Origin of the sequence: Sphaerisporangium rubeum (assembly GCF_014207705.1) — a bacterium.
Classification (GTDB): Bacteria; Actinomycetota; Actinomycetes; order Streptosporangiales; family Streptosporangiaceae; genus Sphaerisporangium; species Sphaerisporangium rubeum.
This window is the reverse complement of sequence record NZ_JACHIU010000001.1, coordinates 4381912-4398126: the sequence shown is the minus strand read 5'-3', so window position 1 is coordinate 4398126 and position 16215 is coordinate 4381912. Positions and strand designations below refer to the sequence as shown.

The window sequence follows — 16215 nt, the reverse complement described above, 5'->3', positions numbered from 1 at the left end:
GCCGGTCAGTGCTTGACCGCACCCGCGGTGACTCCCGCCGCGACGTACCGCTGGGCGATGACCAGCAGGACGGCGGCGGGGATGGAGGCGATCACGGCGGTGGCCATGATGGCGTTCCACTGCTGGTTGTTGTTTCCGATGTAGTGGTAGATGCCGAGCGTGATCGGCTGGTGATCGCCTCCCTGGTCGAGGGTGCTGGCGAAGATGAAGTCCGACCAGGCCCACAGGAACGCGAACAGCGACACCGTGATGATCGAGTTGCGGCTGACCGGCAGCATGATCGACCAGAACGTCCGCACCGCACCCGCGCCGTCCACCTTGGCCGCCTGCAGCAGCTCGTCCGGTACGCCGGACATGAACGTCGCGAGGACCAGCACGGCGAACGGCACGGCGAGCGTCGAGTCGGCCACGATCAGCCCGGGGACGGTGTTGAGCACCCCGGTGCTCAGGAAGATGGCGTAGAACCCCATCGCCATGATGATCCCGGGGATCATCTGCGCGATCAGCAACAGGAAGCCCAGCGTGCCGCCGCCGCGCGGACGCAGCTTGGCCAGCGAGTACGCCGCCGGCGCCGCGACCACCAGGGTGAGCGCCACCGTGCCGAGCCCGACGACCATGCTGACCCCGAGGTACGGCAGCTGCTGGTCGAGCACCGCGCGGTAGCCCTCCAGGGTGCCGTCCACGGGGAACCACGACGGCGGGCTCTTGCGCATGTCCTTCTCCTTGGTGAAGGACACGTTGACCATCCAGTAGACCGGGAAGAGCATGAGCCCGGTGAGCAGCAGCCCCGCCGCGGTCCTGCCCCACCGGTACACGGCGCCGGTCCTGGTGCTCCTCACGGCCCCTGCCTTCGCTGGACGCGGATGTAGATCAGCCCGAACACCAGCGCCGTCACGATCAGCAGGTTGCCGACCGCGGCGCCGGGGCCGAAGGCCGGCAGCAGGTTGCCGAACCCGAGCCGGTAGGACCAGGTGGCGAACGTCGTGGAGGAACCGCTCGGCCCTCCCTTGGTCATGATCCAGATGATGTCGAACACCTTCAGGGTGTAGACGAGTCCGAGCAGCAGCGTGATGGCCGACACCGGCCGCAGCAGCGGGAAGATCACCCGCCAGAACCGCTGCCACCCGGTGGCGCCGTCCAGTGCGGCGGCCTCGTAGACGGCCGGGTCGATGGCCTGGAGCCCCGAGTACAGGACCACCAGGTTGAACGGGATCCCGATCCAGATGTTGGCGATGGTCACCGACCACAGCGACCAGTCCGGCGAGGTCAGCCAGTGGACGGGATCCACGCCGAAGAGCCCGAGCACCGCGTTGACGATGCCGGAGTCGCTGTTGAGCATCCACGACCACGTCGAGGACGACACGATCAGCGGCAGCAGCCACGGCACGAGGAACAACGCGCGCAGCGTCGCCGACAGCCGGAAGTGGCCGCGGAAGAACATCGCCAGCGCCAGCCCGATGCCGAACTGGAAGGCCAGCGACACCACCGTGAAGACCACCGTGTGCCACAGCGCGGGCCCGAACGTCGCGTCCTTGAGCACCTTGGCGTAGTTGGCGAACCCGGTGAACGGCGCGTCCCCCTGGACGAAGGACCGCACCGTGTAGTCGCGCAGGCTCAGCTCGACGTTGCGGTAGAGCGGGAACGCGTAGAACACCAGCAGGTACACGGCGATCGGGAGGAGGAACCCCCACGCGGCCCACTGCGGGGACCAGGGGCGTGCCCCACCGCGGCCCCCGCTCCGGCGCCGTCCCGCCGGGCCGGCGGGGCCGGTGGCGGGACGGGCCGGTGCTTGTGCGACTCGGCTCATGCGGGTCTCTACTGCGTCGCGCTCGCCGCCGCGGCCTGCGCGTCGGTCATCGCCTGCCGCGGGTCCTTCGAACCGCTGAGCGCGGCCTGCACGGCCCCCCACATCGGCTCGGAGATCTTCGGGTACTTGGTGCCGAGGTCGTCACTGGTACGGCCCTTGGCCGCCTTGACCGCCTCCACCCACACCTTCAGGTCGGGGTTCTGCTCGACCTGCTTGGCCTGCACCTGCTCGGTCGGCGCGATGTAGGACAGCGCGGTCGTCGTGGCGAGCGAGTTGTCCGTGCTGGCCAGGCAGCTCACGAGCTTCTGCGACGTGGCGTAGCGCGCGGTGTCCTTCTGCACGGGGATGCTGACGAACTCGCCGCCGGTCGGCGCCGGCGCGGTGCCGCCGTCCTTGGCGGGGACGGGGATGATGCCGTACTCGAAGCCGGCGTCCTTGGCGTTGCCGAGCTGCCAGGTGCCGTTCTCGGCGAAGGCGAAGTCGCCGCTGGCGAACTCCTGCCAGCTCGTGGTCTGCGTGTTGTTGATGACCGAGTTGGGGGCGTACCCCTTCTTCAGCCAGTCGGTCCACAGCGCGACCGCGGACACCGCCTCGGGGGAGTCCAGCTTGGTGAGCTGGGCCCCCGATCCCCAGAACCACGGCAGGAACTGGAAGCTCCCCTCCTCGGTGCCGATCGCCGAGAACGTGATGCCCTTCTTGCCGGCCGCCTTGACCTTGGCGAGCGCCTCGGTCAGCGAGGCCCAGTCCTTGACCGACGCGATGTCGACCTTCGCCTTGTCCAGGACCGCCTTGTTGTAGTACAGGGCCAGCGTGTTGGCGCCGATGGGGATGCCGTACGTCTTGCCGCCGCTCTGTCCGGCGGCCAGCAGGTTCGGCGCGATGGCGGAGGTGTCGAGCTTGTTCTCCTCCGTCGTGGTCAGCACCCCGGCCTCGGCCATGGTGGAGACGACGGGGTTGTCGACGATGAGCACGTCAGGCGCGTTGCCCTGCTGCGCGGCGAGCAGTGTCTTGTTCGTCAGATCGGTGGTGTCGAACCCGGTGCGGTCGATCTTCACCCCCGCCTGCGCGCCGCAGGTGTCGAGCAGCTTGGCCCAGTCGGAGCTCTTGTCGTGCTGCGGGTAGGGATCCCAGATGGTGTAGGTCCCGCCTCCGCCACCCTGGCTCGCCGTCGCCGCAGGGGCGCCGTCGCCGGGGGAGGAGCCGCAGCCGGCGGCGAGCAGCCCGGCGGCTGTTAAGGCGAGAACGGTCACATGCCGGCGAGGTGCCGCTGTTCCCATGATCGTGACCTCCGCGAACGCGTGTTACGCGATTGTTTCAACTCGATGATGTCGAATCGGTTCGCATGAAGATAGGACCGCATTCGCCGGACGTCAATGGGACAGGCCAAAGACCAGGTACGGCATGGGCCGTGCGCACATGCGATCGGTTCGACCTACGATTGGTGCGTGTCGGTCGAATCAGGTGAGGAGCGCCAGGTGAGCATCGGTGAGATCGCCAGGCGGTCGGGTGTCGCGCGCAGCACGGTGTCGTACGCGCTCAGCGGCAAACGCGCGGTGTCGGAGGAGACCCGCAGGCGCATCCAGGCCGTCATCGACGAGCTCGGCTACCGTCCGAACGCCGCCGCCAAGGCGCTCAAGGAAGGCCGCACGCACACCATCGGCCTGGTCATCCCCCCGGCGAGCCAGCGCCTCACCGACGTGCAGCTCGGCTTCGTGGCCAGCGTCATCGACGCCGCCGCGAGCGCCGACCTGGACGTCCTGGTGTCGCCGTCGGGAGGCGAGCACGACCGGTCGTTCGAACGCGTGGTCAGCGGCCGGCGGGTGGACGGCGTGGTGCTGATGGAGATAAGGCTGGAGGACGACAGGGTCACCCGCCTGCGCAAGATGGGCCTGCCGTTCGTCGGCATCGGCCGCACCGCGCGTCCGGAGGAGATGTCCTGGGTCGACATCGACTACGACACCCTGATCGCCAGGTGCGTCCACCACCTGGCCGACCTCGGCCACCGGCACATCGCGCTGGTGAACCGCTCCACCGAGCTGGTGGCCGCCGGCTACGGCCCCGGCCACCGCGCGCAGGCCGGCTTCACTCGCGCCATGGCCGAACGCGGGCTGCGCGGCGTGCAGGTCTGCTGCGCCGACGACGCGCAGTCCGGCGTCTCCTGCGCCGAGCGCCTCCTCGCCGAGACCCCCGGCCTCACCGCGATCGCCACCATCAACGAGGCCGCCATCCCCGGCATGTACCGCGCGCTGTCCCAGGCCGGCCTGCAGATCCCCCGCGACTTCTCCATCGCCGCCGTCGCGGCCCGCTACCTGGCCGAGAACCTCCACCCCCCGCTCACCGCCTCCGACGTCCCCGCCGACGAGCTCGGCGCGCACGCCGTGGAACTCCTCATCCAGCGCATCGCCGACCCCGCGGCCCCCTACCGCCACCTCCTCGTGGCCCCCCCGATCTCGCTGCGCGAGACCACCGCACCGGCCCGCCCCCGCGAACCGCTCACCTGACCGCTCACCCGCCACGCGGGATCCGCGCACGAAGATCTGACGTCTCCGTCCCTCGTCTTCGTTCGCACGCGCCAGAGCCGTCGACGGCCCGGCCGGGAGGGTGCGGGATTTCTGCTGATCTTGGCAGTCCTGCGCCATCTCGGCATGTCTCTTGGGTCATGTCCGCAAGATCCCAATGGTCTTGTGTGGGTGATTCTTTTCAGTTACGTTAACCGCTGGAAATGTGATCAGTAACGTTCGTGCCGCGCGCTGGTCACCTCGGTCGCGCCGGCGGCCCGGACGAGGACGGTCCGCCCCGGAAGGGGGTGACAGACAGCACCAGAACGGCGAGACCCGGAAGAAGCCAGGCCGGGCAGTCGGAGGGCAACCCGCTGTCGGCCGTTGCGGAAAGAGTGTTTCTGATGCGACTTTCTCACGGGAGCTTACGCCGGAGCGGCGTACCGTTCCTGGCGGTGGTCGCCGCCGGACTGCTGACGATCGCCACGGGGGTGATCGCGCCGCGGCACGCGGCGGCGGACACGCCGTGGCTGACGGTCTCCGAGGACCGCTTCGCGTCCTTCAGCGTCCCCGCGGCCTACATCCAGGACAACCTCGGCCAGGTCTCACAGGTCGTCATCGAGGGGAACTTCGGGCCCTCGGCCGCCTTCGCGGAGTTCGGCCTGACCCGCCGGGGCGACCTCTGGTCGGGGACCCTCGGCCCCCTTGAGCCGGGGCTGTACCACTACCAGGTCACCGGTGACGACACCAAGACCCTCAAGGACCCGACGAACGCCGCCGGCGTCGCGTCCAAGCCGTACCTGAGCACCTTCCTGGTGCCCGGCGGCTCGGCGGGCCTGCTCACGGACGTGCCGCAGGGGCAGGGCGGCACGGTCGAGACGCTGACCTACCGGGCCGGGACCACCGAACGGTCGGCCGTGGTGTGGACGCCGCCGCGCCGCTCCGCCAAGGGCCTGCCGGTGCTGTACCTGCGGTCCGGCGACGGCGTGACGGCCACCGACTGGCTCGACCTCGGCCGGGCCAGGCAGATCCTCGACAACTTGTCGGTCCGGGGTGCCATGGAGCCGATGGTGGTCGTCATCGGTGACGGGCCGGACCAGGAACTCAAGGACCTGCGCAAGGCGGTCGGCGACCGGTACCACGTCCACCACGACCCGGCACACCAGGCGATCGCCGGTGTGGCGGACGGCGGGACGCGGGCCCTGCGCGCCGCGCTGGCAAAGCCGGGACAGTTCGCCTACGCCGGCTCGTTCTCCGGCCTGCTGACCGAGGTCACCGGCCGGCCGGACCCGCACGCGATCAAGCTGCTGCGCCTGTACACCGGGAACGTCACCGACCCCGCGTACAACGCGACCGTCGGCCTGACCAGGTCGCTGGACCGCGCCGGTGTCAGGTACGAGTTCGACGGGGTGAATCCCGACGCCGGGGGGAACTGGAACGCCTGGCGGGAGAACCTCGTCGACTTCGTGCCGCGGCTGTTCCGCAAGGTCTCCGGCCACGGCCCGAGCGCCGGTCACGGTCCGTTGAAGGGCCGCTTCTCACCGCCGGCCCCTGGCACCACCCCGACGCCGTTCGTGACCAAGGACGGCTTCGTCACCTTCGAGACGCCGACCGGCCACGCGGACGCGCGGCACGTCACCGTGTGGGCCAACATCGCTCCCGGCGGCAGCTGGCTGCGTGTCCCGATGACCCTCGAAGGCGACCGGTGGCGCGTGACCATCGGGCCGCTCGAGCCGTGGTTCTACTACCACCAGTTCTTCGTGGACCGCGTGCAGGTCAAGGACGCGGGGAACCCGTCGAAGGTGACCTCCGAGCCGGCGTGGAGCACCTTCCTCGTCCCCGGTCCACGCGCGCGCCTGCTGACCGACGTCCCCGCCGGCCGAGGCGGGAAGGTCCAGAACCTGACCTACCAGAGCACCGTGGCGAACCAGCAACGGACCGCGCTGGTGTGGACCCCGCCGGGATACGACGCCAGGCGCGCCGAGCCGTACCCCGTCCTCTACCTTCAGCACGGCGCCGGCCAGAGCTACACCGACTGGACCGAGATGGGACGCGCCAAGCAGATCCTCGACCACCTGTCCCTCGACGGGAAGCTGGTGCCGATGGTCGTCGTGATGGGCAACGGCAACGTCCCCGACTTCACCACCGAGCTCCTTGCGAACATCGTCCCGGCGGCCCGGGCCGGTTACAACATCTCCCGCGACCCCGCGCGGCAGGCCCTCGCCGGTCTGTCGATGGGTGGCTGGCAGACCTTCGCGGTGCTCAGGGCCCATCCGGGGGAGTTCGCCTACGTCGCGACGTTCTCCGCCGGATTCACCGACACCACCGGCGTCGACGCGGCGGCGATCAACAACGGCACCAAGCTGCTGCGCCTGTACGTCGGTGACCGGACCGACTTCGTGTACCCGATATTCCAGACCTCCCTGACCACGCTGGACGGCCTCGGCATCCGGTACGAGTTCGACGGGGTCACCCCAGGGCCGCACGGCTGGGACGTGTGGCAGAAGAACCTCATCGACCTGGCACCGCGCCTGTTCAAGCGCTAGACGAGCCCGTTCGGCGCCGGCGCCACCGGGGCGGCGCGTTCCCCGGTGGTGCCGGCGTGATCCCGGAGGCGAGATCCATGTCCATGAAGAAACCGCTCGCCGCGGTGGCCGCGGTGGCCGTCGCGAGCGCACTCGCCGCCTGCTCCTCCCCTCAGGCGGGAGGCGGCGGCGGAGGCGACGCGAGCAACTGCACGAACAAGATCACCAAGACGAACCTGCCGGCCGTGACGATGTGGGGCTGGTACCCCAACATGCAGCTCGTGGTCGACAACTTCAACAAGCGGAACAACGAGGTGCAGGTCTGCTGGACCAACGTCGGCCAGGGCGGTGACGAGTACCAGAAGTTCCAGACGGCCATCTCGGCAGGCACCGGCGCACCCGACGTGGTCATGGTCGAGATGGACCGGATCCCGACCTTCCAGATCCAGAACGCGCTCGTCGACATCAAGAAGTACGGCTTCGACGCCGTCAAGGCCAACTACAGCGAAGGCGCGTGGAAGGACGTCTCGGTCGGCGACGCGGTCTACGGCGTGCCGGTCGACGGCGGCCCGGTGGCGATGATCTACCGCACGGACGTCTTCGACAAGTACAAGATCACCCCGCCGAAGACGTGGGCCGAGTACGAGCAGGCCGCGCAGAAGGTCAAGGACGCCGGCGGCCCGCTGTTCGGCGACCTCGGCTCCAACGTGTCGGCCCTCACGATGGCGCTGCAGATCCAGAAAGGCGCGGCCCCCTTCACGTACGACCCGGCGCAGCCGAAGGCGATCGGTGTCAAGCTGAACGACCAGGCGTCCAAGGACGTGCTCGACTACTGGGGGAACCTCGCGCGCAAGGGCCTGGTCGGCACGCAGGACCAGTTCACCCCCGAGTACATCGCCGGCGTGATCAACGGCAAGTACGCCACCTACATCTCGGCGGCCTGGGCCCCCGGCTACCTCACCGGCGCCGGCGTCGGCAAAGGTGAGGACACCGGCAAGTTCGCGGTGGCGCCGCTGCCGCAGTGGGACCCCGCCAACCCCGTGCAGGTGAACTGGGGCGGATCGGCGTTCTCGGTGACGAGCCAGGCCAAGAACCCCGAACTCGCGGCGAAGGTCGCGTACGGCCTGTACGCCGACCCCGAGTCGCTCGCCGACGGCTGGACCAACCAGATCATCTTCCCGCTGAACCTGACGGTGCTGAAGTCCTCGGAGTTCGTCGACGCCAAGGTGGCCTTCTTCCATGGCCAGCAGGCGAACAAGGAGGTCTACGTCCCCGCGGCGGACGCCTACAAGGGGGTCACCTACAGCCCGTTCGGCCAGTACTACTTCGACGCCATGACCAAGCAGGTCAGCGCGATCATCGGTGGCTCGGTCACCGGCGCGCAGGCCGCCGACAACCTCCAGCGGGACGTGGCGGCGTACGCCAAGGAGCAAGGGTTCACCGTCCAGTGAGAACCCCGGTGGGCCGTGCCGTCCCCCCGGCCGGCCCACCCGTTCCGTATCCCTCCGTGCCTCTCATCCCGGAGCCCGAGAATGACACTCCTGACAGAGAAGACCGAGCAGCGCACCGAGGACACGACACACAAGGCGCACGGCAAGGCGCGCCTGCGTGAGCACCTGATGGGGTGGCTCTTCGTCGGGCCGTTCGGGATCGTCTTCCTCGCGTTCCTCATCGCGCCGCTCGCCTACGCGCTGTACCTCAGCCTGTTCCAGAAGAAACTGATCGGCGGCACCAGCTTCGTCCTCCTCGACAACTACGCCAAGGCGTTCACCGACCCGAGCTTCCTGTCCGGCGCCTGGTTCGTCATCCGCTTCTCGCTGGTCGCCATCCCCGTCCAGATCCTCGTCGCGCTGGCGACCGCTCTGATCCTGGACGCCGTGACGACCCTGTTCACCCGCTTCTCCCGCCTCATGATCTTCCTGCCGTACGCGATCCCCACGGTCATCGGCGCGGTCATGTGGGGCTTTCTGTACAGCAAGAGCTTCGGGCCGCTCACCGACGTCTTCGGGCTGTTCGGCGCCGCCGCTCCGGACTTCTTCAGCAGCGACCTGATCTTCTACGGCCTGGTCAACGTCGTCACCTGGCAGTGGGCCGGCTACTACATGATCATCATCTACGCGGCGCTCCAGGGCATCGACCCGGCGCTCTACGAGGCGGCGCGCATGGACGGCGCCGGCCGATGGCAGATCGCGCTGCGCGTCAAGATCCCGCTGATCACCCCGGCGCTGCTGCTGATCCTCGTCTTCTCGCTGATCGGCACGCTGCAGTTCTTCAACGAGCCGCAGATCCTGCGCTACCTCGCGGCCGGCACGATCGGCCCGGACTTCACCCCGAACATGTACGCCTACCAGCAGGCGTTCAAGCTCGCCAACTTCAACTACGGATCGGCCATCTCCTTCGCGCTCGGCGGCGTCGTGTTCGTCTGCGTCTACGCCTTCCTGTTCCTCACCCGCAAGCGGAGGAGCTTCCTTCGATGACCCCCCTGTCCCGCACCGCCGGCCGTCCGGGGACGCGGCGCCACCTCCCGGTGCAGATCTTCCTGGGCTTCCTGGTCGTGTACTTCCTCGTGCCGTTCTGGTGGGTCGTCGTCAACAGCTCCAAGGACGCACCCGGTCTCTTCGGCGGCGGCAACACCCTGTGGTTCACCGGCAGCATCGACTACTTCGGCAACCTGGAACGCCTGTTCACCCACGACGGCGGCATCTACGGCAGGTGGATTCTCAACTCCACGCTGTACGCACTGGCCGGGGGGATCGGCGCCACGGTCCTCGCCGTGCTCGCCGGCTACGGCTTCGCCAGATACCGCTTCGCCGGCCGCCGCTTCGCCTTCTCCGTCATGCTCGGCGCACTGATGGTCCCCGCGACCGCACTGGTCATCCCCACCTTCATCATGTTCTCGGGCCTCGGCCTCACCAACACGATCTGGTCGGTGATCCTCCCCTCACTGCTCAACCCCTTCGGCGTCTACCTGATGCACATCTACGCGCGCGACGCCGTCCCCGGCGAGATCCTCGACGCCGCCAGAGTGGACGGCGCCGGCGAACTGCGCACCTTCCTCCAGGTCGCCTTCCCCCTGATGCGTCCCGCCGTGGTGACCGTCCTTCTCCTGTCCGCCGTCGCGTCCTGGAACAACTACTTCCTGCCCCTCGCCATGCTCTCCGACAACCGCCTGTTCCCCGTCACCGTCGGCCTCGGCGTCTGGCAGGGCATCGCCTCGGCCAACAACTCCGGCAGCACCTCCCTGTGGAGCCTCATCATCCTCGGCTCCCTCGTCTCGGTCATCCCCTTGATCATCGCCTTCTTCACCTTCCAGCGCCACTGGCGCGGCGGCCTGTCCGCCGGCGGCCTGCGATAACTGTCAAAGACCGCCGGCTTGCTCTGGCCGTCCGCCGCCGGTGGCCGATGCCGCCGTCATGTGGACGGATGGTGCTCCCCGCACGAGGTGCGGGCGACCAGCGTAGGCGCGAAGACCAGCTCGACCGGCCCGCCGGGCTGGTCGACGACGAGTCCGGCCGCAGTCCGGCCCATCTGGTAGGACGGCTGAGCGACCACGGTGATGCCGAGCGCGGTGGCCCACGGGAAGTCGTCCATGGTGATGAACGCGATGTCGCCGGGGACGGCGATGCCACGAGTGGTGAGGGCCGTGTGGACCGCGACGGTGAGCCGTCCGGTGGTGCAGACGATCGCGTCCAGCGGCTTGCCGCGGTCCCGGCCGCGGGTGAGCAGCGTGCCGACAGCGGCGTTCACCTCGTCCTCGGTCTCGGCGGTCATCACCGCGTCCTCGGGGAGGGGCAGCCCCCAGTCCGTGAGGGCCTGTCTCAGGCCCGCCGTGCGCTTGCGCTGAGACGTGCGGCGTCCCGAGGCGACGACACCGACGGACGACCGTCCGCACCCGGCCAGGTGGACGGCCATCAGCCGTCCGGCCTCGATGTCATCCAGGGTGATCGAGTGCATGCCGGGAGGCGGGTCCGGGACGGAGCGCGCGATGATCACACAGGGGGTGCCGTTCCCGGCCATCCGGCGTGTCCGGTCGTCGGTCGCCTCACCGGTCGTCACGATCAGGCCGCGCACTCGCTGCTCGTCCATGGTCCGCACCTGGACGATCTCGCGGTCGGCGCGGCGGAACGTGTTGGCGAGCATGACGTGGCTGTCGTTCGCCGCCGCCACCTCGTCGGCGCCGCGGATCAGGTCCAGGTAGAACGGGCTGCTCAGGTCGCGGATGACGATGCCGATCGTGCTGGAACGTCCGGCGAAGACCCCCTTGGTGAGCGCGTTCGGGGTGTACTCGAGACGAGCGACCGCGTCCCACACCCGGGTGGCTGTCGCCTCGGTGACGGCGCCGCCGTTGAGCACGCGGGAGACCGTCGCCGTGGACACTCCGGCGTCGGCGGCGACGTCCCCGATGGTGGTTCGCCTCACCATCGATCTCCTGCTCCCTCCGCCGCCTCCGGCGCCGGCCTGGCGACCACACGCCGGCCGGCTCTCACGACGATCTCGCCACTGACCATGACCATGTCCACATGGTGCAGCTCCGCGGGATCCGTCAGCACGAGGTCGGCGACCGTCCCCGGCACGACACGGCCACGCCGCGGCGCCAGGCCGGGGATGGCGTCGGCGACGTTGGCGGTCGCCATCGCGACCGCCGCAGGCAGGCGCACCACACCCGCCTTCACGGACCGGCCGATCGCCAGCAGGATCGGGTCGTGGTGGCCACCCGCGTAGTCGGTCGAGATGGTGTCGACCACCCCCGCGGAGAACATCGCGTACAGCAGCTCCGGCCCCGTCGTGAGCCGCCGGGCCCCGAAGGTGTCCAGCGTGGAGACGTCCACGATCACCCCCATCTCCTTGAGCCGTACGGCGTGCCCGACCGCCTCGCGGAGCTCGAAGCTCGAATGGTTGGAGTGGCCGGCGATCAGGGTCACGTCCGTCGCCGCGATGGACGCGACCTGGGCTATCGACGCCGCCGCGTTGTGCACGAGCACCGGGACACCGGCCTCGCGAGCCTGCGCTGCCGCCTCGGCGAGCCCGCGCAGGGCGATGTCGAAGGCCGGCAGCACGACGCCGCGTACGATCTCACAGGTGTCCTCGATCGAAAGGCTGCCGGTCAGCCCCGCGCTCGCCAGTGCCTCATCGACCCGGTCCCGGCCGAACGCCTTCTCCGAGATGTGCCGGCCCAGCACCGCGATCTTCAGCCCGTTCGCCTGCCGGGGTGTGATCCGCACGCCGGTACGTCTCTCGACCTCCGCCGGGATGTACATGTAGCTGGCCCCGCCTCCGCCGAGCGTGTGCCCCGACCCGATCTCGCCGAGCGCCACCGCGCCGTCGCGTACCGCGTGCCGTGCGGTGAACACACGGTTCGCTTCCGTGAGGCCACCGCCGTCGGCGACGGTCGCCGCCGCCAGGCACGCCGGGGTGTTGCACGAGGCGAGCCTGACGTTGACCGGGTGCGCCTCATCGGTGCGCGCGAGCGCCTCGGCGGTGACGAAACCGTCCACGCACAGCACCGTGGTCGTCCCCTCAAGCAGGTGCCGGTCGAGGTTGGCGAGGACCTGCTCGTGCGGCAGGCCCACGTGTCCGCTGGGGAACAGCGGCCCGTACGCCGTGCCGTGCGTGTGGTTGTTGATCAGCCCGGGGATCGCCAGCATGCCGGCCGCGTCCACGATCTCGTCCACCGTGCCGTAGACGTCAGCCGGTCGCGAGGGAACGACCTCGCGGACGTCACCTCCCGCGACGACGATGTCCACCCCGTGCCGTGGCTTCGTGCCGGTGCCGTCGACCAGGTCACAGCCGTGCAGGACGATCGTGCGCGTGATCGTCACCGGGCCGCCAGTGCCGGCCGTTCGAACCGGAAGGCCGCCAGCGCGTCGTCGTGGTCCTCGCCGAGTACCTCGCCGGCGACCAGGTCACCGGCGTGCACGCTGAGCGTCGCGCCGCTGTGCGAGACCGCGAAGTGGAAGTTCGGCAACTCGGCGACCCGGCCGAGCACCGGAAGGCCGTCGCCGGGGATGGGCCGCTGACCGACCCGGACGCTCTCCACGGTCGCGGCCCGCAGCCCCGGGTACAGCGCACGACCGGCCTCGACCACCTCGGCGACGGCCGCTGGGTCCACGCCGGCCTCACCGGTGCCGGACGCCGCGCCGTCGATCTCATGGGTGTGCAGCAGCACCCGTCCGCCGCCGTCCGGCCGCAGGTGGACGTGAGGCGCATGGACGACGCGCGCGATCGACACCGCGACCGGCGAGGAGACGATGAGCACACCAGGGGTGTTGCGCATGGGCAGGACCAGCCCGGCGAGCGCGGCGAGCGCGGCGGCCCGGGGTCCCGCACAGTTCACGACCGCGTCCGCGAGGAGCCGCCGTCCGGAGGCGAGCCGCACGGCGCGCACCGCACCCGCCGTCACCTCCAGCTCGGTGACGGCGTCGTGCGTCACCGGCTCGGCCCCACCGGTCACCGCGCTCGACAGCAGGTGCGCGACCAGGCGTACCGGCTCGATCCAGCCTTCGCGCGGGAAGTAGGCGATCTCGCCGTCCGGCAACCCGGCGGGGTCCATGTCGGGCTCCAGCCCCAGCGCTTCCGCTCGGCTGAGCCACCGCGCCTCGTATCCGTAGCCGAGGAGACCCGCGACCTTCGCGCGTAGCTCGTCACGTCCGGCGTCGTCGCCGGCCCATTCGAGATTGCCACCCTCGTGGTACCAGTCGCCGTGCGGCACGTCGGCGGCCAGCCGGCGATGAGCCGCCATACCCGCGACGCTGAGATCGTGGTACGACCGCGGCTGCTTGCCGCAGGAATTGATCCACGAGAACGTCGCACCCGACGTGCCTCCCGCCGGCACACCACCGTCCACGACCGTGACCCGAGCCCCCCGCCGCGTGAGCGCGGCGCTCACCGCCGCACCGTAGACACCGGCACCGATGACGACCACATGCTCGACCATGCCGATCCGGCCTCCTCGTCTCTCGGGGGGCTCATGGCGGGGCCGTGACCGGTAAGGACGACTTCGCCGCGGCTCCTCGGCGGATGTAACTAGTTACACAGAAGCATGCGCTGTGCTGCCGGTCAAGAGGGTCTCCTGGCAAGGACGGGTGTGTGGCAGTGAGGTGGCCTTGGATCGACGCGGCCGCTCAAGGCACTCGGAGGGACGGGAGGAGCGGAGCCAGGACGGGGGCGAGCGACTCGGCGTACTGCTCGGTCATGTGGCTGTCGTCGCGGTAGACGAGGGTGTCCCTGACCACCGGAGGGCAGAGGCCCGCCATGGAGCACAGCCAGTGGGTCGGGTCGATCGGTGTCGCGCCTGTGTCCGCGGCGGCCTCGGTGAGCGCGTCGCGGCGGCTCTGGTCCTCGATGGCGCCGGGCAGGTGGTTGGCGCAGCGGGCCAGCCGCGACGGGTGAGCGGCCACGCACTCCGGCGCGTCCCCCATGGGCCAGGGGGTGTCCATCACCACGACCGGCTTCGCTCCGGCGGCGGCGACCGCGCGGAACGTCTCACGGAAGCCGGTGACCCACGCCTTGTGCGGATCCCTGGGCTTCGCCGCGAGCGTTCCGTCGTCCGACGACGACATGACCACCATCGCCGGACGCAGCCCGGCGATCCGCGTGAGCGCCTTCTTCCGCCACCGGTCGCAGGAGGCGTAAGGCCGGCCGCTCCTGATGGTCGTGACCGCGGCGACCTTGCACCAGGCCTTGGTCAGCGAGACGAGCCTCCAGCGCCGCTCCAGAGCGAGCTTCTCCAAGGCCGGGAACCACTGAGCGGCATGGGAGTCGCCGAAGAGCACCACGGTCGTCCGCGACCGGAGATCCCCGTACACGCAGGGGGGACTCCAGTCGCTTTCGTAACCCAGGTGGCACCCGTCCCGGTACACCGGGGACGCGGTGGACCGCACCTCGGTGAGCGCCGGCTTCAGGTTGGCGGGCAGCTCCGACGGCGGCTCGGCCAGCGCGGCCCGCAGGTCGGCCGCCGGGTCGGTGGAGACGGACAGCCGAGCGCCGAGATCGGGTGCGGGCCGTCCGGCCGCGACCTGCTGGGGGACGCCGATCGCGAGCAGGCAGAGCACGGCCGTCCCCCCGGACAGCGCGGCGCCGAGACCGGCCCCCCGGCCGGGACGGCCGCGGAGCCCCCGGTGGAACCGCAGCGGATTCTCGACCGCGAGCAGGGTGACCGCCGCGACCCCCAGACTGACGACGCTCAACGCGAGGTGGAGCGGCACCGACGGCGAGAGCCCCAGGGCCCTCGGCCCGATCACGACGAAAGGCCAGTGCCACAGATACCAGGAATAGGAGACCCCACCGACCCGGACCAGCGGAGCACGGCCCAGCACCAGCCCGGCACCCCGCCGATCCGCCACGGCCCCACCCGCGATGACCATCATGGAGCCTGCCACCGGCAGCAGCGCGAGATACCCGGGAAACGGCGTGGTCGTGTCGAACAGCAGCCCCGCCGGCACGACGGACGCGAGACCGGCCCAGCTCATCGGCCCCGCCACCCGGCCCGGGATCCGGCGCAAGGGAACCAGCGCGAGGAGCGCTCCGCACCCGAGCTCCCAGGCCCGCGTGTGCGAGCCGAAGTAGGCGAAGGACGCCGACCTGGCGGTCTCGGCGACGCTCACCGCGAACGAAGCTCCGCACAGCACGAACAGCAAGCCCACCAGGTACGCGCGGCTCCGGCCCGGCCGCCACACGATCCAGATCAGCAGCGGCCACAGCAGGTAGAACTGTTCCTCCACCGCCAGCGACCAGAAATGCTGGAACGGCGAGGCCGGCCCCGCCTGCGCCAGATAGTCGGTACCGATGACCGCGAGCCGGAAGTTGACCGCGTAGAACGCGCTGCTCACCCCGTCCCAGGCGTACTCCGGGAACCGCACAGGCGACAGCCACACCCGGCACGCGAGGAGAGTGGCGACAAGCACGAGTGTGGCCGCAGGCAACAGCCGCAGCGCGCGCCGCGCGTAGAACCCCCCGATCGAGATCCTGCCGGTCTCATCCAACTCCCTGGACAACAGGGAAGTGATCAGAAACCCGGAGACCACGAAGAACACATCAACCCCGACATATCCCCCGGCCAGCACCGGCACACCGCAATGCCCCAGCACCACCATCCCGACCGCGACGGCCCGCAGCCCCTCGATGTCGGCACGCTTCACGTTCCGCCCCACACCGGAGCCCGCATGACGTCCTACGAAGGCACGGCCGGAGCGCATCTGGGACGTACCTCTCCACGTCGATCAGCGGTGCAAGCTATCCACATACATCGGCTTCCCCTGCCCGTGCGGACGTCCGGCAAGGTGCGCGCAGATGAACGTTGCGCCAACAGCACTCCAGCGAACCGGTCTCGCGTGCCTCACGGCGGCCGTGTCGCCGCTGTCGATCTCCGTCCGGCTCACGGCCGTCG

At 69.9% G+C, this 16215-nt stretch carries 12 protein-coding genes; 5 read left to right on the top strand and 7 right to left on the bottom strand.

Features of this window, described 5'->3' with window-relative positions:
• Positions 1 to 5: 5 nt before the first annotated feature.
• The 3 genes from BJ992_RS18890 to BJ992_RS18880 are packed head-to-tail and all read right to left on the bottom strand — an operon-like array spanning position 6 to position 3084.
• Positions 6 to 839: a carbohydrate ABC transporter permease gene (locus BJ992_RS18890; RefSeq protein WP_343072742.1), complete on the bottom strand. Its 834-nt coding sequence runs from the start codon at positions 837 to 839 to the stop codon at positions 6 to 8.
• Positions 836 to 1807, bottom strand: a complete 972-nt coding sequence (locus tag BJ992_RS18885) for a carbohydrate ABC transporter permease (protein WP_184982800.1) — start codon at positions 1805 to 1807, stop codon at positions 836 to 838. Before BJ992_RS18885 ends, BJ992_RS18890 begins: the two co-directional genes overlap by 4 nt.
• A gap of 8 nt (positions 1808 to 1815) precedes the next feature.
• A complete protein-coding gene (locus BJ992_RS18880; protein ID WP_184982798.1) occupies positions 1816 to 3084 on the bottom strand; it encodes a sugar ABC transporter substrate-binding protein in 1269 nt (422 codons plus the stop codon).
• A gap of 168 nt (positions 3085 to 3252) precedes the next feature.
• Here BJ992_RS18880 and BJ992_RS18875 point away from each other — a divergent pair, with 168 nt between their 5' ends.
• From BJ992_RS18875 to BJ992_RS18855, 5 genes are all read left to right on the top strand, one after another.
• Positions 3253 to 4308, top strand: coding sequence for a substrate-binding domain-containing protein (locus tag BJ992_RS18875; RefSeq protein ID WP_221474890.1), 1056 nt, complete (start codon positions 3253 to 3255; stop codon positions 4306 to 4308).
• A gap of 452 nt (positions 4309 to 4760) precedes the next feature.
• Complete coding sequence (locus BJ992_RS18870; RefSeq protein ID WP_221474889.1) at positions 4761 to 6851, top strand: alpha/beta hydrolase-fold protein; 2091 nt, start codon at positions 4761 to 4763, stop codon at positions 6849 to 6851.
• Between the two features lie 77 nt (positions 6852 to 6928).
• Positions 6929 to 8281 carry an ABC transporter substrate-binding protein gene (locus BJ992_RS18865; protein ID WP_184982794.1) on the top strand — a complete coding sequence of 451 codons (1353 nt, stop codon included), beginning with the start codon at positions 6929 to 6931 and terminating at the stop codon, positions 8279 to 8281.
• An 81-nt stretch (positions 8282 to 8362) separates the two neighbouring features.
• Complete coding sequence (locus BJ992_RS18860; protein WP_184982792.1) at positions 8363 to 9307, top strand: carbohydrate ABC transporter permease; 945 nt, start codon at positions 8363 to 8365, stop codon at positions 9305 to 9307.
• The gene (locus BJ992_RS18855) at positions 9304 to 10185 is read left to right on the top strand and encodes a carbohydrate ABC transporter permease (RefSeq protein ID WP_184982790.1); all 882 of its coding nucleotides are present in this window, start codon (positions 9304 to 9306) and stop codon (positions 10183 to 10185) included. Before BJ992_RS18860 ends, BJ992_RS18855 begins: the two co-directional genes overlap by 4 nt.
• Positions 10186 to 10241: 56 nt before the next feature.
• Here the strand turns inward: BJ992_RS18855 and BJ992_RS18850 are convergent, their stop codons facing one another.
• The 4 genes from BJ992_RS18850 to BJ992_RS18835 all read right to left on the bottom strand — a co-directional run bounded on the left by BJ992_RS18850 (position 10242) and on the right by BJ992_RS18835 (position 15967).
• Positions 10242 to 11252: a LacI family DNA-binding transcriptional regulator gene (locus tag BJ992_RS18850; RefSeq protein ID WP_184982788.1), complete on the bottom strand. Its 1011-nt coding sequence runs from the start codon at positions 11250 to 11252 to the stop codon at positions 10242 to 10244.
• The gene (locus tag BJ992_RS34345; RefSeq protein ID WP_221474888.1) at positions 11246 to 12649 is read right to left on the bottom strand and encodes an amidohydrolase family protein; all 1404 of its coding nucleotides are present in this window, start codon (positions 12647 to 12649) and stop codon (positions 11246 to 11248) included. Before BJ992_RS34345 ends, BJ992_RS18850 begins: the two co-directional genes overlap by 7 nt.
• The gene (locus tag BJ992_RS18840) at positions 12646 to 13764 is read right to left on the bottom strand and encodes an NAD(P)/FAD-dependent oxidoreductase (protein ID WP_184982786.1); all 1119 of its coding nucleotides are present in this window, start codon (positions 13762 to 13764) and stop codon (positions 12646 to 12648) included. The genes BJ992_RS34345 and BJ992_RS18840 overlap by 4 nt, the downstream gene beginning before the upstream one ends.
• A gap of 187 nt (positions 13765 to 13951) precedes the next feature.
• Positions 13952 to 15967, bottom strand: a complete 2016-nt coding sequence (locus tag BJ992_RS18835; RefSeq protein ID WP_184982784.1) for an SGNH hydrolase domain-containing protein — start codon at positions 15965 to 15967, stop codon at positions 13952 to 13954.
• Between the last annotated feature and the right edge of the window lie 248 nt (positions 15968 to 16215).

Bases quoted from the DNA above. Each gene is read 5' to 3' on its own strand.
- BJ992_RS18850 (WP_184982788.1), bottom strand. From the start codon at position 11,252: ATGGTGAGGCGAACCACCATCGGGGACGTCGCCGCCGACGCCGGAGTG.
- BJ992_RS18885 (WP_184982800.1), bottom strand. From the start codon at position 1,807: ATGAGCCGAGTCGCACAAGCACCGGCCCGTCCCGCCACCGGCCCCGCC.
- BJ992_RS18880 (WP_184982798.1), bottom strand. From the start codon at position 3,084: ATGGGAACAGCGGCACCTCGCCGGCATGTGACCGTTCTCGCCTTAACA.
- BJ992_RS18865 (WP_184982794.1), top strand. From the start codon at position 6,929: ATGTCCATGAAGAAACCGCTCGCCGCGGTGGCCGCGGTGGCCGTCGCG.
- BJ992_RS18860 (WP_184982792.1), top strand. From the start codon at position 8,363: ATGACACTCCTGACAGAGAAGACCGAGCAGCGCACCGAGGACACGACA.
- BJ992_RS18855 (WP_184982790.1), top strand. From the start codon at position 9,304: ATGACCCCCCTGTCCCGCACCGCCGGCCGTCCGGGGACGCGGCGCCAC.
- BJ992_RS18840 (WP_184982786.1), bottom strand. From the start codon at position 13,764: ATGGTCGAGCATGTGGTCGTCATCGGTGCCGGTGTCTACGGTGCGGCG.